The following is an 18,321-nucleotide window of genomic DNA, read 5'->3' as shown; positions in this document are numbered from 1 at the left end:
AAAATGCAGATCGTCTCGTCCTCGTTTTGCCGTTTATCCAGGCATTGTTTGGTCATATTTTCTGGCTTATGTCCGAACAATGGTTGGGCAAAATCTTTACTACACGCAGGCGTTTCTCCGTTCTGGAGAAAACCTCTTTGTACCAGGAGTGGACCTTACAGATTCGCCTACCACCGCCTCAGTACATCTCTTATGGCAGGGGAATAAGAGTCAGGTAACATTCATCAACATTTCGTTCGCCAACGAAGCATCAATTATTTCTCTCACTATAGTGGGGTCGCTCACAATGAGGAGATAGTTATGATTGCAGTCCTTTTTGAAGCAGAAACAGTTCCAAAACATCAGGCAAGGTATCTACAACTTGCGGATGACCTTCGGCCCGAGCTCGATAATGTAAAAGGCTTCATTTCAATCGAACGGTTTCGGAGCCTGAGTACCGAGGGAAAAGTTCTCTCGCTTTCGTGGTGGGAAAACGAAGAGGCAGTACTCGAATGGAAAAAAAACATGCGACATCAGGCGGCGCAACAAGAGGGACAGCAAACAATCTTTTCCCATTACAGAATAAGAGTCGCGAATGTATTGCGCGAGTATTCGTCAGAAAACAGGAGTGGTCAGAATGTATGATATTCATGTCGTTTTTGACAACTTGCCGGGCGGCCTTGCGTTGTTGGGTTCTACGCTTGGTCAGCACGGGATTGGGCTTGAAGGTGGCGGAGTTTTTACCACAGACCAACAAAGTCACGCTAAGCGCTGTTGCTAACATTGCTCCCTCAACAGCAAGTGCTCACCTGGCAAAACTCCTGCAAAACAAGCTGGTAAGTTGTTTATCTCAGGGGCGTCATCGTTATTACAGGCTGTCTGGACAAGACATTGCTGCACTACTTGAAACCTTGATGGGGGTTTCAATGAAAACAGAGCCAAAGTTGAATACCAGAACTCCGGTACATTTGCGTAAGGCGAGAACGTGTTATGACCATCTGGCGGGTGAAGTGGCGGTAGGTATATATGATTTTATGGTCGAGCAGGCGTGGTTACTACCTGAGCGTGATGTATTGTCATCCTTAGGAATCAAGAAGTTTCAGGGGCTTGGTATCAATTTTATTCCTCAAACCAGGCGCAAGTGTGCGTGCGGGTGTCTGGACTGGAGTGAGCGGAGGTATCATCTTGGCGGAAGCGCAGGCGCGGTGTTGCTGGCGACATTCGAGCAAAATCAGTGGATATCCAGAGTGAGCGGTTACAGAGAAGTTCTCTTTACCGAAAGTGGGATAAAAGCGTTTAAGAACGTCTTTAATCTCACAATATGATGTTTGTGAAAAACCGCTAAAGTGAGTCTCTCTTTCTGAAATATTCCGGCATCCGTACGTATTAGCCCCCCGCCTGGAACTGAGAGTACAATCGCTAAGTTAATGCTTTAGTCCGCTCCTCGCGCATTCGACGCAAGTGCGCTTCATGCTTGAAGCGGAAATCATTCTTCAGGTTAAATCGATAAGATTAATGTGGCAGTACCAACTGTCCATCCCTCTTGTCTCAGGCCTCTGCTAAACTGAATGGTGAATCTCATTATGAGCAGGAGGATGTATGGGTTTAATCAGTTTCGTAAAAGAAGCGGGTGAAAAGATACTCGAGGCGGTCACCGGTACGGCACATGCCGCGGATCAAAACGAACTCCTTAAAGAGCACCTCAAGAAGAATGGATTACAGGATGCCGATAAAATTGATGTGAAGGTTGAAGATGGTAAAGCTGTTGTTACCGGCGAAGGTTTAAGCCAGGAAGCAAAAGAAAAAATTCTGATTGCTGTCGGTAACGTGGCAGGGATTGCAGGAGTGGAAGATAACGTTACGGTAAAAGATACGGCTACAGAAAGTCAGTACTACACGGTGAAAACCGGCGATACCCTGAGTGGCATTTCTAAACAAGTTTATGGTGATGCTAATCAGTACAACAAAATTTTCGATGCCAATAAACCTATGTTGAAAAGCCCCGATAAAATTTATCCTGGTCAGGTTCTTAGGGTACCAAAATAAATTTAACACATCCGCTATCCCTTGCGTTCTGGCAATACAGGTAATGGTTAGCCGTTGCTCTTAAGAAGCTGCTGTCACCCCTGTTGTGTGTAAAACCCACGTTGAGCTTCTGGATAACAGTATGTTAAGTGGTCTGACAGGCAGCGGTTCTCTGCTTAGGTGCATCCGTGTAACGCTGCGATTAATGGGCTCTATTTGAATAGAGCCCATTATTAACTATAAAGCGATTTGACCGTTATCAATATGCCATTCGCTGAACGGCTTCGGTCGCCCATAGTGATAGCCCTGTGCAAGCAGACAACCCATGGCGTGTAATTTATCACCCGTTTCCTGATCTTCAATCCCCTCAGCAACTAAGGGAACGCCAAAGCTTTTTGAAAGACTCAACACGGAATTTATCACCGATTCGCTTCGGCTATCTTCCATTACACCACTGACAAACTGGCGGTCAATTTTAAGTTGATCAAACGGGAGCGTATGCAGATAAGAAAGACTGGAATAACCTGAACCAAAGTCATCCAGGGAGATAGTGACGCCGATTTCACGTAAGACATTCAGATGTCGGCAAGTATTGGTTCCACTGCCAACCAAAACACCCTCGGTAATTTCGATGCAAAGATTATAACCCTGTAATCCATGCTGTCGGAGTGACTCAACCACTACTTCTGCGAACTCATTCGCTTGTAGCTGGATGGGGGAGATATTAATATGCAGTTTGAAATCTTCGCAGTTGCCGCGAGCCATCAGGGCGGCCAGCTCGCGGCAAGCATTGTTAATGATCCATTCACCCAGTGGAATTATGAGGCCTGTATCTTCCGCTATTGTGATAAATTGATCCGGCGGCACATTCCCCAGCACCGGGCTTTCCCAGCGCACCAGACATTCACCTTCGCGACATTCCGTATTTCCATCCAATCCAACAATTGGCTGCATCACAAGATAGAACTCTTCGCGCTCAAGTGCGTGGCTCAGTTGTTCATGTAGCTGAATATGCAGCAGTCCGGAGGCATGCATGTCCGGAGTGAAAAGGGTTACTTTGCCATTACCCTCGCGGCGGGCATGATGCAGGGCGATGCCCGCATAGCGTAAAACTTCATCAAGGTTTTCAGGTGTTAGAGCTTCCTCCGCCAGACCGGCGTTACCTTCGATACGCAATTCATGTTGGCCGATATTTGGCATATCCTTAATACTGAAGAGCGAATGTGCTTTTTGCTTCCATAAGCTGAGTTGCTCCACCGTTTTGACGGGAGGGAGAATAACCACAAGCTTATCCATGCGTTCACGGCAAATGATGATGTCTTCCGGGAAAGTATCCGTGATGCGTGAAATCATATATTTCATTAATGAGCGGCCATAATCCTGGCCCAACAGGTTAGTAAGCGAAGAGTGATTACTAAGATGGACCAGCATCAGAACGCTACGGTTATCCAGGTATTCAGGATGATGGCGCAACCCGGATATCGTCAGAGAGCCGGTTTCGACATCCTTCTCCAGCATAGGGTGCGGAAGCTTTTCAGCCGGTGTGACTTTCTCACGGCTCGGTAGGCGGGTCGGTCGATTCTTCATGACGTATAGCTTTTCGTCGGCGATTTGACAATCCTTGGCAAAATCACCGGTAAATTCCTGGATGCCATATGAGCACGAAATTGGGATAGTAATACTGTCATATTGAAAATGTTTGAGCTTTTTCTGTGCCTGCTGCATTAGCGCACTGGCTGACGAATAGTTACACCATGGCATCAGCAGCAGGAACTCGTCTCCCCCCATGCGAATAATCGTATCAGAAGCTCGCAACGTCCTGATTAGCGTATCAGAGAAATACGCCAGAGAAAGGTCACCGACATGATGCCCGTAGGTGTCATTGATATCCTTGAACAAATCCAGATCCACCGCCACGATTATCCAGGATTCATGTGCGGACATAGAGTTGATGATGACCTCCCCGCCTTCCCGGGAGAATGCACGGGTCAACGAGTCGTAGCTGAGTCGTTTCAACATGTTCATGATATTGCGGTACGCATTTATTGACGAAGCGAAAAAAATCAGCAGGATAAGATTAGTAAAGACGAATCGCCATGGTCTGTGGTGCAGGACATTATATACACCGACCTTCGCGTTGATGATAAAGCCCGCCGTAAATGGTATTTGCACAATTGGGAAAGGGGTATAATCTATTTTTGTAGGCGTTATCGCCAGATCTGGACCACCGCGTCTGCTCTGCAGAGTAAGTTGATAAGAGGAGGGAGTGATACCGGTTTGGATGAAGTATTTATTAAACAACTCAGACAGGTCTTTGGAGGTATAATCGGTGGAGATAATTCCTTCAATGCTGCTTTTATTATAATTTAGATTGTTTGAAATAACAGGCACGCTGAACGTAATAACCGGAAGTCCGGTTAGTGAATCGGTATAAACATCGCTGTAAAGACGTTCTGATACCAGAAATGCTTTTTCAGCTTTAACTTTCCTGGAGACTTCGTCTAAATATGAACTGATTGCCAGGTGAGGTGATGTGAATTTATATCCGTTTTTCTTTACCGCTTCAAAACTGTATGCGTAGTTAAGATTCGCGCTGAAGAAATAAGTCCAGTAAGATGTTTTGTTTTCATCACTAAGGCTATTCCAAAATGAATTGAGAATCGCAGATATTTTTCGATCGTTAACGCTCACCTCACCAGAGGCAAACATTATATGTTTCTGATACAGTGATGGGTCTAATTCATTTTCTTTGAAATTAACGCTGGAACCCAATTTCCCGGCAATATCATTACTGGAAAGAGCAACAAGATCCCCAAGTGCCGTCGAGATATTTTTATTTTTCTCAATATTTTGATTGATTACGACAGCTACGTCAGAGATGGCGAAGCGTGCGCTGCGAATCATGTCAAGATAAGAAAGTAATAGCAGAGCGGCATTGACTATCAAAATGATAGCTAACAAAGAGAAAATGAGAGCTCTTTTCTCGATTTTGAACGCGTTTATAGTTTTCATCAAATGAAGGATACAAACCCAATGGTATTTCACAAAAGATAATGCTAACACTGCAGTAATGTCGCCCCCCAATAAATCCTGTTTATTTCTGGATGGCGACGATAAATTTTACCCATAAATAAATTGTCACAAATAATTCACGCACCCATAAACATTTCGCAATACACCGTTAACACGAAATTAATGCGCTGGAGCGTTAAAACGTAATGAGTTCGAATTCCAACTGCATCTCGTATTTAATGCTCGGTGAGAATTTAAATTCGAATGACTGAGCGGTATTGGAGGGGGGAGCTTTTTTGATCAGGACATGAAATATTAAACAGCATTAAACATGTGGCGTTAGTTGTATCTTGAAATGTATGCTCTTAAAAAACGCAAAAAAAACCCCTTCGCTTCGCAGGGCAAAGGGGAAAAGCTTGCAATGAATATTATATTTTCGGACTCACTTTTGCGGCTTTACAGGGATATGCAGCACCGCGAGGTGGTTTGGTCTGAAAGTTGCGCGTCCAGGGATGTGGAGTCAGTCAGACCTGAAACGTAATACTACGTGCTGTCAGGAAGAAGCAACCCGCCGCACTATGTTTCGCAAAGAATGGTATGCATCAAGGTGATTTGATTCAAATACCATCTTGTTTAATTTTGAATATGCGTAACCGTAGGGATTATTCAGGCGTGACGATATCGGGGTAGAGAAGGGTTTCAAGGTAGCTGACCATGACCCAAATTTGATCGCTCAAAATGAACCAGATGCCCAGCCCAAGTAAAACCAGCACCAGAATTGTCAGGGCAATTTCGATTTTGCTCATAGCCAGGAAGTACCGCCAGCGAGGTATCAGAGGAATACCTCATGATGATAGCGAAACATCATGGGCTTGTGCAATTGCCATGGGCGAAAGCCTCTGCCAATGTACGGCAGAGACCAACGTAAATGTACTTACGCGTGGGGGAAAAGAGCTTTGTACTGAGCGGCCATCTCATCAAGCAGCGCAAAGCGGCGGCGGTACTCTGCACGTTTTTTGCTGGCAATATCTTCAAGAGATTTACGCTCCTGTGCCAGGGGCAGCTGCCAACGGAATGGGTCGCTTTTAACGCCGTCTAACGATGCCCAGAATTCGTCGTAGCTGGCATGGAAATGACGGCCTTTACTGAAGCGGTAGCGAAGGGCGCGGAACACGTGGCCATTATCGCTGACGCCGGAAAGCGTGGTTATCCCGCACTCGGCAGCCATCAGGCCAAAGAATTCAACCAGGATGCGTTTAGGGAAAAGCCCGTAACAGGCGCGGGTGGCGTGCTTAATCACGTCATGAGAAATGCTGCGACGCGGCCCCTGCAGACCACCGACAATAAGCTCCCAGCCATTGTTGCTTCGGGCGACACTGAATGTTGTGCTGGCCAGTACCGTATTGTCTGCGTCACAAAACCACAGCGTGCTTTCCCCTTCTCGTTCGGCCTTACGCGCGCAGGAGGCGTATAGCGTGAATTGCGTACCCTCTTTGCCCTCAAAGCTCAGCAACGCTGTAGGATCCGTGGCGGTTAATGCCGCGGCAAACTGGGTGCTTTTAAGCGAGTCAATAAACTGATAATGACCGATGATAGCTTGCGTCCGCTGCATTGATGATAAACCGCGTGCAAGATACTGGCGGTGTGTTTTGCTGGGCAATGTGACCTGCGCATTCAGCAGGCGCATGAAGTCAGGGCGTTGGCCGAGCGTGTCGAGCATCAGTCGGGTTGAGCGATAAAAAATCATCGTGCGCAGCAAAAACTTCAGACGGTAGTCAGCTTTTTTCCAGATGGGGGCGGGGGCAAGTTTGCCACTGACCAGTTCGGAAATAAGATGCGCGCGCAGTTCAGGTGAATAGGCGGAGTGCAGGGTGTTGTCCGACATGATAATAACCTCATCATTGTTCTGAAGGTATTCTAACGGTCGGTACGGTTAATCTTAATGCGCCCACAGACTTTATTCCGCGCTCGTTTATCCTTGATTTAGGTTTATCAAAAAGCCTAAGGCAATCTGGTGAACCCTCTATACTTAAATCAGGGGGCAATGCTATGTATCAACGAATTGACGGCAAGGCGTGGCGACATATTTGGCTGATTGGCGATCTGCATGGTTGCTTTAATTTGCTGATGCCGAAACTCCAGACCCTGAAATTTAATCCCTGGCAGGATGCACTCATATCTGTCGGCGACCTGATTGATCGTGGGCCCGACAGTCTCAAATGCCTTGAACTCATTCATCAAAAATGGTTTTTCGCTATTCGTGGAAATCACGAGCAAATGGCGATGGATGCGCTTGAACATCAGCAGCTATCGCTGTGGGAATTGAATGGGGGAGAGTGGTTCGAGCACTGCACTGCGAGCGAGCAGGCAGAGGCGCGACGTCTGCTGCAAACCTGTCATCAGTTGCCGTATGTCATCGAAGTGGATACCGAATCAGGCGTGCATGTGGTGGCTCATGCCGATTATCCGGCTATGCATTATCAGTGGCAGCAGGATGTAGACTGGCATCGGGTACTTTGGGACCGGCAGCGCCTGAGCGACCATCTGGCAGGGAATCACGCCCAACTTGATGGTGCGGATCACTTCTGGTTTGGGCACACGCCGTTAAAACACCGTTATGATGCGCTTAATCAGCACTACATCGATACCGGTGCGGTGTTTGGCGGTGAGCTGACGCTGGTCCAGCTTCAGTAATTACAAGTCGCTGTATTCCTGGGCCGGACGCCAGAAACCGTCAATAAAATCCTCAACCGGGAAGCAACCGCCATGTCTTAATCGCTGAACGTCCATAGCCCGTTCGCACTGCGGCTCGGTGTTGTAAACATCCACCACAATATCTTCGCAGCCACCATCGAGATAACAAATAAACAAAACCAGAGCGAACATCGCATCCTCACACTTTTGCGTGGTGTCTTAAGTGTAAGAGAAATAAGCGGAAGGGGAAATAAATAACCCGCCTGTGGGCGGGTTCCTTTTGAATCAGGCTAAGCGCATGACCCAGGCATCGGACTTACTGTCATAGTGTTTGCGGTATAGAACAGAGTGTTCCCCATCGAGAATGGCGGGAACGCTGGTATCGGCATCCCATGCATCGAGTTGCATGCATAAATCAGGGTCAGATTTACAGGGAATGCTTAACGTTCGCTCCCCTTGCTGCTCGCCATGCAGCTCGCCGTCATCAATTTCAAAGGCGCCGATTCGTACGCTGGTTTTGGTCATAATGCTCTCCGGTTGTCTGCTTTGTTGTGGTATGACCAGTTAGGTCTTCCCATTTTTTAGCGTAGACAAGGGCGAGCATTTTGCCAGTCAGAACGTGCTTATTTTTGGCTCCGCGTTACGCTTTGGCAGCGAACAATTTTCCGTCCCGGACCAGTTCACGTGGATAGCTATTCTTGAGGCGCGACCCGACTTTTTTCGCCAGTCCCAGCGGATGTCCCTGAAAGGTCACAATAACATCATCACGTGTTGGTGGCGTTTCCGGCCAGACATCGCGTCCGCGATACCACTCTTCGGCTTCCGTCTGCGTCAGTTCGAAACGCGCACTTTTTTCGCTCGCCAGAGCGATAACGGCTTCGTGCTGCCAGCGGAATCCTTTGTTGAAGGTTTCGGCCAGACGCAGGCCGATGCGAGAAAAACGCACTTTGCCCAGCAACGGCTCAATCTCTGCCGGGAACAGCCAAATCTCTTTATCGCGCTGCCAGAGATTCAGATTTTCTTCCCAGTGCAACCCTACGGCGGCGGCAGCTTGCTTCACCGCCAGAGATTCGCGAGTCCGCATCGGCATAAAGGGGAATTTGCCGACTTTGTAGCCCGGTGCGGGCAGGGCTTCAATGGCCGCGGTTTTTTTCAATCGTGCGACAAAGAATCCTTCGCAATCGAAAATCTGTGGGAAGACGTGCAGGAAACCTTCGGGCGTCAGCGCCTGGGTTGCGCCGTCGAATAGCGTGTCGAGTGGCATGATTTCGACCGCCTGGGGATAGCGTGCCAGCAGCCAGCTCATTACGTCCTCGTTTTCGTCACGGTTCAGTGTGCAGGTGGAATACACCAGCGTGCCGCCGGGGCGTAGCGCATGAAACGCGCTGTCGATGAGCTCGCGCTGGGTCTGGGCTATTTCGAGATTGCTTTCCTGGGACCAGTTTTTCAGCGCATCGGGATCTTTGCGCACCACGCCTTCACCGGAACAAGGGGCATCGAGCAAAATGGCGTCGAAGCTCTCTGGAAGCGCAGCGCCGAATACCCGGCCATCAAAATGGGTGAGGGCAACGTTGTTGATCCCACAGCGGCTAATATTGGCGTGCAGGACTTTAACCCGGCTGGCGGAAAACTCGTTGGCCAAAATAGCCCCTTGGTTCCCCATTCGCGCGGCAATCTGCGTGGTTTTTGAACCCGGTGCGGCGGCAACGTCCATCACCCGTTGAGGCTGATTGTCATCAGCAAACAGCGCGGTGACCGGCAGCATTGAGCTTGCTTCCTGAATGTAAAACAGGCCGCTCAGGTGTTCGGCCGAGCTACCAAGCGGTAGGGCATCTTCGTCTTCGCGCTCAATCCAGAAACCTTCTTCGCACCACGGTATGGGCGTAAGTTGCCAGCCGTACGGTGCAACCAGCTGCAGAAAATCCGGGACAGAAATTTTGAGTTTATTAACACGGATACTGCGGCGCAGCGGGCGCTGGCAGGCGGCGATAAAATCGTCGAAGGAGAGATGAGTCGGCATTGCTGCACGCATCACCTCAAGAAAGGAGTCAGGAAGATAAGCCACTAAACGCACCAGATTCATAAACGGGTGCGCAGTTTAGCACAGCGACTCCGGCTTCTTACAGCCGGAGTCGCTCCGCGTTTAGCGCGGTAGTGCAGTGCCCCACTCACGCCACTCTTTCGGTTCCGCGTCCTGCAACAGGAAGTGTTTATTTTCCTGCGCTTTCGGCGCGAGAGGCGTGCCTGGCGGCGTGGCAAAGGCTATGCCACCGCGGATGAACTGATTGAAGGTCCCGGTTTTCACTACGCCGCCGATGATACCGAAATCGAGGCTGTAACCTGACGCCAGCCAGAACACCGAGTTATTGCGCACCAAATGTTGATAGCGTTGGCTGATACGCAGGCCCACCATCACGCGGTCTGAGAGTGAACCCAGATGCAGGCCGGTTACCGTCCCGACTTCGATGCCGCGGAACAGAACCGGCGTGCCGATGCTCAACGATCCGGCTTCCGGCGCTTCGACGATGATGCTCAGGCCGTCGAGGTAACGGGAATCGGTGATGGTTGCTTCCTGCAGCTCAAAATCGCGGCGTGGATTGCTGCCCCGGCCCGGTTCAACGTTGATGTACGGCTGCAAAATGGTGTCCAGATGCTCAACGCCTGCCGCTGAAATCTGCGGCGTGACTACTGAGAACCGAGTGCCGCTGCGGGCAAAGGTGTTCACATATTCCGGATACAGCACCGCTTTGGCCTGCACTTCGTTGCGGGCAGTAATCAGCGTCAGGGTTTGAATCTGACCGATATCAATGCCCAGATAACGAATCGGCATACCTTCGGCAAGCTTACCGGCATCGAAAGTGTGCAGGGTAATTTGCCCACCCACGGCGCGGGCCGCAGTTTCAGAAGGATACAGAATACGTTTATCGCCTTTACGCGCGCCGGCACCTGCGCCGGTCAGATTGTCGAAGCTGATAGCGCCGCGCAGCGCACGGGAGAGTGGGGCGGCCTGAACCGTCAGCCCGCTGCCGTTCAGCTGTACTTTTGCACCACCTTCGGCCCAGAACACGCTGTTTTGCGTCAGAAGCTGACGGTATTCCGGTTTGACGTGCAGGTCGATATCAAACGCGTTTGCACGTGGGCGAACGGTGATTACTTCACCGACCTCAAATTTACGATACAGCACGACAGAACCGGCCTGAACGTCTGGCAACGTGTCGGCAGTGAGCGTCATCGTCGTTGTCGGCAGTTCGCCCAGACTGTTTTCAATCGCTTTCTCAAGATTGGCAAACAGCGGGTAGTTCTGTTTCATTGGGCCTTTTTCGCCCGGCAGAACACGAATGCCACCGCTTATCCATTCGCTGGCGCTGGCACCGAGGAATTCAATACCGTCGAGGCCGACTTTGACGTCTACGCGGCTGTTGACCACGAATTTGCTGTCGCCGTGTACCAGGTCGCGATATTGCGGATCGATGGCGACAGAGAAAGAGACTCCTTTGTTGTTCAGTGTGCGCTCAAGCACCTGACCAATTTTTATGCCGTGCAGAATAATGGGCTGCCCGGCCTCGACGCCGTAAGACTCCGGCGCATTCAGGGTGAGCGTGGCAACACCAGGTTCCTGCAACAGCGTTTTATCGGCAGGAACGACCACGAAATGACTGCGCGGTTCGCCTTCACCAGGCACCAGTTCAAAGGTGCTGCCGGTGAGCAAGGCGCTGAGATTCGTATTCTCAAGTGACAGTTTAGGATTACGCAACTCAATGCGGGTTTTGTCGCGCAGTAAATTCACCACGCTCGGATCGACGGTCATTTCACCGCTCACCGCACCGCCCGGATTGAGATCCAGTTTGGTCAACTGTCCGACTTCCAGGCCCTGATACATCAAGGCAGTTGAACCCGCTTTCAGGCCAGCGCCGTCAGGAAGGTCTAGTTTGACGATCACGCCTCGCTGGCTGTGGGCCAAATCGGCGTACAGGCCAAACTCATCGTTCTGCGCAGCGGCTTTTGAATCTTCGGGGGAATCAAAGGCAATCGCGCCATTAACTAATGCTGCCAGACTTTCAAGCTGCACCTTCGCGCCGCTCAGGCTGACATCGGCTTTAATTCCAGAGACGTTCCAGAAACGGCTACCTTTTTTCACCAGATTGGTGAAGCGGCGGTCGATCAGGATATCGATTGTGACGCCCTGTTTATTGGCGTTAATCGCGTAATCATATACGCGCCCGACCGGAATTTTACGGAAGTACACCAGCGAACCGCTATTGAGCGAGCCCAGATCCGGAGCATGAAGATGGATCATCAGCTCGCCATTGTTCAGGCGATATTTCGGCTGCGTATCCAGCGCCGTAAAGTGATCTTTCTTCGCCCCTTTACCGGGCATCATGCCGATATAATTGCCGCCGACCAGCGCATCCAGACCGGACACGCCCGCCAATGACGCTTTGGGTGTGACGAGCCAAAACTGCGTTTCTTCACGCAGCGCATCTTTCATATCGCCTTTTATGCTGGCCTTCACCTCAATGCGATTGAGATTTTTGGCCAGGCTAATTTCCTGAACGGTCCCCACTTCGACACCCTGATAACGGACAGGGGTGCGACCGGGGACAATACCGTCAGCTGAGATGAAATCAATAGTGACCGTTGTGCCACGATCTTCAAAACTGTTCCAGATAAGCCAGCCAGCAATGAGCAGGGCGATTACCGGCAACAGCCAGAAAGGGGAAATACGGCGTTTTGTTTTAATTCTCGCCTCAGTCGGTGAAGCGGGCGTTTCCTGACTCATGTGCATCCCAAAGTAAGCGGCTGTCCAGCCATTCAACAGCAAGAATAGTCAATATTACCGCAGCACCGAAATAAAACGCAGCGGGTCCCATTGTAAAAGCAAGTAACTGATCGCGATTGATAAGCGACATCATCAGCGAGATGACGAACAGATCAAGCATCGACCAGCGACCAATCCAGGTGACAAAGCGCAACAGAAGTATTCGGGTTCTGAGTCCCTGTTCACATTTGAAGTGAATCGACAGCAACAGGGTAAGCATCACCAGCACTTTGGTAAAGGGCACAAGAATACTGGCGATGAAAACCACGGCCGCAACCGGAATGTTACTGCTCCCAAGCGAAATGATGCCGGAAAGAATGGTGTCTTCCTGACGCGCGCCGTTTACGTAGATGATGGAAATCGGGAGCAGGTTCGCCGGAAGCAGGAAAATTACCGAGGCAATCAGCGCGGCCCAGCACTTCTGCAGACTGTTAGCCCGACGGTGGCGCAACGGGATATGGCAGCGGCGACAACGCCCACGAGAATCAGCGAATCCGGTATGGTGGCAGCCGAGGCAAACCTGTAAACCAGGGTCTGCACGCTGGGCTGGGCGCTGCGGATAAAAACGGTCCCAAAGCTGTTCCACGTTAAGGTGGATGAGCGTCAGAATACTCAGCAGCACCAGCGATATGAAAGCAATCAGGCCAACACCGGGCTGGAGAAACGCGTAGTCCTGAACTTTGATGGAAGCAACGCCCACGCCGACCAGGTAGATATCGAGCATCACCCACTCTTTGAGCTTTTCGAGCATCAGTAGAACCGGGCGAAGATTCATACCGAGAATATTACCCAGCCATAAATAGGCAATGGCGATAACCAGCACCAGCGGTGCGCCGACGCTGCAAAACAGCACCATCGCAGCGGGAATGGGGTCGCCCTGACCGGTCATTTGCCAGATGCCCTGCAACAGGTTCGCATCGATACGCACGCCGAGCAGATGTAAACGCAGCAGCGGCTCGCTCCATGCGAAGGGCATCAGCAGCAGCATGGTCACCGCCATTGCCGCCAGACGCGTTAATGACCAGTCACGCCCGTCACGAATTTTTGCGTCACAGCGTGGGCAATATGCGCTTTGTGACGCTTTGACCACGGGGAGGGTAAAAAGCATGTCACATTGCGGACACCGGTGATATTCCACGGGCGCAAGCGGGTTGCCAATCGCGTGGACGGTGATTTTTTTGCCCGGCGAAATTTGAGAAGCTCTTAGTGCCATTTATTAGCTTTTGAAATGAATGTATAACTCTATCTTAACCTATGAACGGATTCATCTTGAGCCCGAACGCATTTAATGCTTATTTTATTAGGCTATGCGTCGGCATTGACCGGCTTCGAACTAAGTACATAAGTGATTGAATAATGAGCGAATCAGAATTTTACGCGGATCTTAACCGCGATTTTAAGGCATTAATGGCAGGTGAAACCAGTTTTTTAGCCACACTCTCTAATACCAGCGCGCTGCTGTTTGAGCGTCTGACCGATGTTAACTGGGCCGGTTTTTATCTCCTTGAGGGCGAAACGCTGGTTTTAGGTCCATTCCAGGGAAAAATTGCCTGCGTTCGTATCCCGGTTGGCCGCGGGGTTTGCGGTACGGCGGTGTCGGAAAATCGCGTTCAGCGTGTGGAAGACGTCCACGCCTTTGCCGGTCACATCGCCTGTGACGCAGCAAGCAACTCCGAAATCGTGCTTCCTTTGGTGGTTAACGGAAAAATTATTGGCGTGCTGGATATCGACAGCCCGGAGTACTCCCGTTTCAGCACTGAAGATGAACAGGGGCTCCGTGAGCTGGTTGCTCACCTCGAAAAGCTGCTTGCGGCCACCGATTATCACAAATTCTTTCAGCCTGTCGCAGGATAATCAACGGATAACGTAGCATTTACCGATGGCGTCATTATAATGACGCCTGTTCATGCCCGCGGTATGTTGGCTACGTCCGTTGTAATCAGGAAATTTCATGGAAAATCAACCTAAGTTGAATAGCAGTAAAGAAGTTATCGCATTTCTGGCCGAACGATTCCCACAGTGTTTCAGCGCTGAAGGTGAAGCACGCCCACTGAAAATTGGTATTTTTCAGGATCTGGTAGCGCGCGTTGAGGGTGAAATGAACCTCAGCAAAACCCAGCTTCGTTCCGCCTTACGTCTTTATACGTCCAGCTGGCGCTATCTGTACGGCATCAAAGCGGGTGCAACCCGCGTTGATCTCGACGGGAACCCGTGCGGCGAGCTGGATGAGCAGCATGTGACTCACGCGCGTCAGCAGCTTGAAGAAGCGAAGGCGCGTGTGCAGGCACAGCGTGCAGAACAGCAGGCTAAAAAACGTGAAGCTGCCATTGCGGCAGGTGAGCCAGTTGATGCCCCACGTCGTGAGCGCAAACCGCGTCCAGCTGTACCACGCAAAGATGCAGGGGCTAATAAACCGCGTCAGGCTGCTAAACCCGCTGCGGCAAAAGCACCACGTCCGGCACGTGAAGAGCGTCTTACACCGGTATCTGACATTTCTGAACTGACCGTTGGCCAGTCTCTGAAAGTCAAAGCGGGTAACAACGCAATGGACGCTACTGTACTGGAAATCACCAAAGATGGCGTTCGTGTACAGCTGACTTCTGGTATGTCAATGATTGTACGCACAGAACATTTGATGTTCTGAAACGGAGGCCGGGCCTGGCATGAACAACTTTTTTAAGGTCACCGCGCTCGCTGGCATGCTGTTAATGGCAGGCCAGTCGTTCGCCGTGGACGATATTACACGTGCTGACCAGATTCCAGTTCTTAAGGAAGAGGCCCAGCATGCAACGGTAAGCGAGCGTGTAACGTCTCGCTTTACCCGCTCCCACTATCGCCAGTTCGATCTCGACAACGCGTTCTCGGCGAAAATTTTCGACCGTTACCTTAATCTCCTGGACTACAGCCACAACGTGCTGCTGGCCAGCGATGTTTCCCAGTATGATGCCCGTAAATCGCAGGTCGGTGACGAACTGCGCAGTGGCAAACTGGATGTTTTCTACGATCTTTATAATCTGGCGCAAAAACGCCGCTTTGAGCGCTATCAGTACGCGCTCAAAGTACTTGAGCGTCCGATGGATTTTACTGGCAACGATACCTTCAATCTTGACCGCACCAAATCGCCGTGGCCAAAAGATGACACTGAGTTGAACGCGCTGTGGGATGGCAAAGTCAAATATGACGAGCTGAGCCTTAAGCTTGCCGGTAAAGACGAAAAAGAAATTCGTGAAACGCTGACCCGTCGCTACAAGTTCGCGATTCGCCGTCTGGTTCAGACCAACAGCGAAGACGTGTTCTCTCTGGCGATGACCGCGTTTGCACACGAAATCGATCCGCACACCAACTACCTTTCCCCGCGTAACACCGAGCAGTTCAACACCGAAATGAGTCTTTCTCTGGAAGGTATCGGGGCTGTGCTGCAAATGGATGACGACTATACCGTGATTAATTCCATGGTGGCGGGTGGTCCTGCGGCGAAGAGTAAAGCCATTAGCGTTGGCGATCGTATCGTCGGCGTTGGCCAGACCGGTAAAGGGATGGTTGATGTTATCGGCTGGCGCCTGGATGACGTTGTCGCCCTGATCAAAGGGCCGAAGGGTAGCAAAGTGCGCCTGGAAATTCTGCCTGCCGGTAAAGGAACGAAAACCCGCACCATCACGCTGACTCGCGAGCGCATTCGCCTCGAAGATCGCGCCGTGAAGATGTCGGTGAAAAACGTCGGCAAAGAGAAAGTTGGCGTGCTGGATATTCCTGGTTTCTACGTGGGTCTCACCGATGATGTGAAGGTGCAGCTGCAGAAACTGGAAAAACAAAACGTTACCAGCGTCGTTATCGATCTGCGTAGCAACGGCGGTGGAGCACTGACCGAGGCGGTATCGCTTTCTGGTCTGTTTATCCCGTCTGGCCCGGTAGTGCAGGTGCGTGATAACAACGGCAAGGTACGCGAAGACAGCGATACCGACGGCGTTGTGTATTACAAAGGCCCACTCGTCGTGCTGGTTGACCGCTTCAGCGCGTCTGCATCTGAAATCTTCGCGGCGGCTATGCAGGATTATGGGCGCGCTCTGATTGTCGGTGAGCCTACCTTCGGTAAAGGCACCGTGCAGCAGTATCGCTCGCTGAACCGCATCTACGATCAGATGCTGCGCCCAGAGTGGCCAGCGCTGGGTTCTGTGCAGTACACCATTCAGAAGTTCTACCGCATCAACGGCGGCAGTACTCAGCGTAAAGGTGTGACGCCAGATATCATGATGCCAACCGGCAGCGAAGAGACAGAAACCGGTGAGAAGTTTGAAGATAACGCTCTGCCGTGGGACAGCATTAATGCTGCGACCTACGTCAAAACGGGCGATATGATGCCGTTTGGTCCAGAACTTCTGAAAGACCACAATGACCGTATCGCGAAAGATCCGGAATTCCAGTACATCGTCAAAGATATTGCCCGTTTCAATGCGCTGAAAGAGCGCCGCAATATCGCTTCACTGAATTACGCACAGCGTGAGAAAGAGAATGAGGAAGATGACGCGACGCGCCTGGCCCGCATTAACGATCGTTACAAACGTGAAGGCAAGCCACCGCTGAAGAAACTGGACGATCTGCCGAAGGATTATCAGGAGCCCGATCCGTATCTGGATGAAACGGTCCATATCGCCAATGACCTGGCAAATATGGAAAAAGACCGGCCCGCGGTAACACCAACCGCCAGCAAATAACCCCCCAACAGGCACATGAAATTGTGCCTGTTTTTTTTCTTTCTAAAGCGTGCGTCAGCGAGATGCAACACAATGTAAAGTTGTGTTTTTCTCGTGACTTAGCGACCTCTGATAGTTGAAAATTGGCGTAAGACCCATACCATATGGGTAATCGCATAGTGCGTTTTGTTACAACGAGGTTAAAGAAAATTATGATGCGAATCGCGCTCTTCCTGATGACCAACCTGGCGGTTATGGTCGTGTTTGGGCTGGTGCTAAGCCTGACAGGAATTCAGTCTAGCAGCATGACGGGCCTGCTTATCATGGCGCTGCTTTTCGGTTTTGGTGGCTCGATTGTGTCGCTATTAATGTCGAAATGGATGGCGCTGAAATCGGTAGGTGGTGAGGTTATAGAACAGCCGCGCAATGAAACTGAGCGCTGGCTGATGAACACCGTCGCGCAGCAGTCTCGCCAGGCGGGTATTGCCATGCCGCAGGTTGCAGTGTATCACGCGCCGGATATCAACGCCTTCGCGACCGGTGCACGCCGTGATGCGTCGTTGGTTGCCGTGAGTACGGGCTTGTTGCAGAACATGAGCCGTGATGAGGCCGAAGCAGTCATCGCGCACGAAATCAGCCACATCGCCAACGGTGACATGGTGACCATGACCCTGATTCAGGGCATCGTGAACACTTTTGTTATCTTTATTTCTCGTGTTATTGCGCAGATTGCGGCCGGTTTCCTGGGCGGCAACCGTGATGAAGGTGAAAGCAGCAACGGTAACCCGCTGATTTACTTTGCGGTAGCGACAGTGCTGGAGCTGGTGTTCGGTATTCTCGCCAGCATCATCACCATGTGGTTCTCCCGTCATCGAGAGTTCCACGCCGATGCCGGTTCAGCCAAACTCGTGGGCCGCGAGAAAATGATTGCGGCGCTTCAGCGCCTGAAAACCAGTTACGAACCGCAGGAAGCCAGCAGCATGATGGCGTTTTGTATCAATGGCAAAGCGAAGTCCATGAGCGAACTGTTCATGACGCACCCGCCGCTGGACAAACGTATCGAAGCGCTGCGTAGCGGCGAGTACCTGAAATAACGAATTC

General features: G+C 50.9%; 16 protein-coding genes. 8 read left to right on the top strand and 8 right to left on the bottom strand.

Annotation, left to right across the window (positions count from 1 at the left end; all coding sequences use genetic code 11):
- The first annotated feature begins 300 nt into the window (after positions 1-300).
- From MUU51_RS04740 to lysM, 3 genes are all read left to right on the top strand, one after another.
- Entirely contained in the window at positions 301-624 is a 324-nt protein-coding gene (locus MUU51_RS04740; RefSeq protein WP_258967222.1) for an antibiotic biosynthesis monooxygenase family protein, read from the top strand.
- The gene (locus MUU51_RS04735) at positions 621-1,304 is read left to right on the top strand and encodes an ArsR/SmtB family transcription factor (protein WP_258967221.1); all 684 of its coding nucleotides are present in this window, start codon (positions 621-623) and stop codon (positions 1,302-1,304) included. Before MUU51_RS04740 ends, MUU51_RS04735 begins: the two co-directional genes overlap by 4 nt.
- Before the next feature lie 274 nt (positions 1,305-1,578).
- A complete protein-coding gene (gene lysM / locus MUU51_RS04730) occupies positions 1,579-2,025 on the top strand; it encodes a peptidoglycan-binding protein LysM (protein ID WP_159776119.1) in 447 nt (148 codons plus the stop codon).
- Positions 2,026-2,241: 216 nt separating this feature from the next.
- Here lysM and MUU51_RS04725 read toward each other — a convergent pair whose 3' ends face one another.
- The 3 genes from MUU51_RS04725 to MUU51_RS04715 all read right to left on the bottom strand — a co-directional run bounded on the left by MUU51_RS04725 (position 2,242) and on the right by MUU51_RS04715 (position 6,901).
- Positions 2,242-5,067, bottom strand: a complete 2,826-nt coding sequence (locus tag MUU51_RS04725; RefSeq protein WP_258967220.1) for an EAL domain-containing protein — start codon at positions 5,065-5,067, stop codon at positions 2,242-2,244.
- 611 nt (positions 5,068-5,678) lie between these two features.
- Positions 5,679-5,822 carry an Ecr family regulatory small membrane protein gene (locus MUU51_RS04720; RefSeq protein ID WP_159776115.1) on the bottom strand — a complete coding sequence of 48 codons (144 nt, stop codon included), beginning with the start codon at positions 5,820-5,822 and terminating at the stop codon, positions 5,679-5,681.
- 128 nt (positions 5,823-5,950) lie between these two features.
- Complete coding sequence (locus MUU51_RS04715; protein WP_159776113.1) at positions 5,951-6,901, bottom strand: VirK/YbjX family protein; 951 nt, start codon at positions 6,899-6,901, stop codon at positions 5,951-5,953.
- 164 nt (positions 6,902-7,065) lie between these two features.
- On the opposite strand from MUU51_RS04715, the gene pphA reads away from it, so the two are divergent.
- A complete protein-coding gene (gene pphA / locus MUU51_RS04710; protein WP_159776111.1) occupies positions 7,066-7,710 on the top strand; it encodes a protein-serine/threonine phosphatase in 645 nt (214 codons plus the stop codon).
- On the opposite strand, the gene MUU51_RS04705 is transcribed toward pphA, so the two are convergent.
- The 5 genes from MUU51_RS04705 to yebS all read right to left on the bottom strand — a co-directional run bounded on the left by MUU51_RS04705 (position 7,711) and on the right by yebS (position 13,742).
- Entirely contained in the window at positions 7,711-7,902 is a 192-nt protein-coding gene (locus tag MUU51_RS04705) for a YdfD/YebW family protein (RefSeq protein WP_159755460.1), read from the bottom strand.
- 93 nt (positions 7,903-7,995) lie between these two features.
- On the bottom strand, positions 7,996-8,235 hold the full coding sequence (locus tag MUU51_RS04700; protein ID WP_159755463.1) for a YebV family protein: 240 nt from the start codon (positions 8,233-8,235) through the stop codon (positions 7,996-7,998).
- A gap of 115 nt (positions 8,236-8,350) precedes the next feature.
- On the bottom strand, positions 8,351-9,775 hold the full coding sequence (gene rsmF / locus MUU51_RS04695) for a 16S rRNA (cytosine(1407)-C(5))-methyltransferase RsmF (RefSeq protein ID WP_258967219.1): 1,425 nt from the start codon (positions 9,773-9,775) through the stop codon (positions 8,351-8,353).
- 78 nt (positions 9,776-9,853) lie between these two features.
- A complete protein-coding gene (locus MUU51_RS04690) occupies positions 9,854-12,490 on the bottom strand; it encodes a PqiB family protein (protein ID WP_159776107.1) in 2,637 nt (878 codons plus the stop codon).
- Positions 12,459-13,742, bottom strand: a complete 1,284-nt coding sequence (yebS, locus tag MUU51_RS04685; protein WP_159776105.1) for a membrane integrity lipid transport subunit YebS — start codon at positions 13,740-13,742, stop codon at positions 12,459-12,461. Before yebS ends, MUU51_RS04690 begins: the two co-directional genes overlap by 32 nt.
- A 143-nt stretch (positions 13,743-13,885) precedes the next feature.
- Between yebS and msrC the strand changes: the two genes are divergently transcribed.
- From msrC to htpX, 4 genes are all read left to right on the top strand, one after another.
- A complete protein-coding gene (gene msrC, locus MUU51_RS04680) occupies positions 13,886-14,383 on the top strand; it encodes a free L-methionine (R)-S-oxide reductase MsrC (RefSeq protein ID WP_258967218.1) in 498 nt (165 codons plus the stop codon).
- 97 nt (positions 14,384-14,480) lie between these two features.
- Positions 14,481-15,173: an RNA chaperone ProQ gene (gene proQ, locus MUU51_RS04675; protein ID WP_258967217.1), complete on the top strand. Its 693-nt coding sequence runs from the start codon at positions 14,481-14,483 to the stop codon at positions 15,171-15,173.
- A 19-nt stretch (positions 15,174-15,192) separates the two neighbouring features.
- A complete protein-coding gene (gene prc / locus MUU51_RS04670; protein WP_258967216.1) occupies positions 15,193-17,241 on the top strand; it encodes a carboxy terminal-processing peptidase in 2,049 nt (682 codons plus the stop codon).
- Positions 17,242-17,432: 191 nt separating this feature from the next.
- The gene (gene htpX / locus MUU51_RS04665) at positions 17,433-18,314 is read left to right on the top strand and encodes a protease HtpX (RefSeq protein WP_125353820.1); all 882 of its coding nucleotides are present in this window, start codon (positions 17,433-17,435) and stop codon (positions 18,312-18,314) included.
- Positions 18,315-18,321 lie beyond the last annotated feature (7 nt).

The organism is Scandinavium manionii, from assembly GCF_024764775.1.
Taxonomy (GTDB): Bacteria; Pseudomonadota; Gammaproteobacteria; order Enterobacterales; family Enterobacteriaceae; genus Scandinavium; species Scandinavium manionii.
This window is presented reverse-complemented; position numbering and strand designations above follow the sequence as displayed.

Excerpts from the sequence above, each read along its gene's own strand:
- MUU51_RS04740 (WP_258967222.1), top strand. The coding sequence starts at position 301 with ATGATTGCAGTCCTTTTTGAAGCAGAAACAGTTCCAAAACATCAGGCA.
- MUU51_RS04735 (WP_258967221.1), top strand. The coding sequence starts at position 621 with ATGATATTCATGTCGTTTTTGACAACTTGCCGGGCGGCCTTGCGTTGT.
- lysM (WP_159776119.1), top strand. The coding sequence starts at position 1,579 with ATGGGTTTAATCAGTTTCGTAAAAGAAGCGGGTGAAAAGATACTCGAG.
- MUU51_RS04720 (WP_159776115.1), bottom strand. The coding sequence starts at position 5,822 with ATGAGCAAAATCGAAATTGCCCTGACAATTCTGGTGCTGGTTTTACTT.
- MUU51_RS04715 (WP_159776113.1), bottom strand. The coding sequence starts at position 6,901 with ATGTCGGACAACACCCTGCACTCCGCCTATTCACCTGAACTGCGCGCG.
- pphA (WP_159776111.1), top strand. The coding sequence starts at position 7,066 with ATGTATCAACGAATTGACGGCAAGGCGTGGCGACATATTTGGCTGATT.
- MUU51_RS04705 (WP_159755460.1), bottom strand. The coding sequence starts at position 7,902 with ATGTTCGCTCTGGTTTTGTTTATTTGTTATCTCGATGGTGGCTGCGAA.
- MUU51_RS04700 (WP_159755463.1), bottom strand. The coding sequence starts at position 8,235 with ATGACCAAAACCAGCGTACGAATCGGCGCCTTTGAAATTGATGACGGC.
- MUU51_RS04690 (WP_159776107.1), bottom strand. The coding sequence starts at position 12,490 with ATGAGTCAGGAAACGCCCGCTTCACCGACTGAGGCGAGAATTAAAACA.
- yebS (WP_159776105.1), bottom strand. The coding sequence starts at position 13,742 with ATGGCACTAAGAGCTTCTCAAATTTCGCCGGGCAAAAAAATCACCGTC.
- msrC (WP_258967218.1), top strand. The coding sequence starts at position 13,886 with ATGAGCGAATCAGAATTTTACGCGGATCTTAACCGCGATTTTAAGGCA.
- proQ (WP_258967217.1), top strand. The coding sequence starts at position 14,481 with ATGGAAAATCAACCTAAGTTGAATAGCAGTAAAGAAGTTATCGCATTT.
- prc (WP_258967216.1), top strand. The coding sequence starts at position 15,193 with ATGAACAACTTTTTTAAGGTCACCGCGCTCGCTGGCATGCTGTTAATG.
- htpX (WP_125353820.1), top strand. The coding sequence starts at position 17,433 with ATGATGCGAATCGCGCTCTTCCTGATGACCAACCTGGCGGTTATGGTC.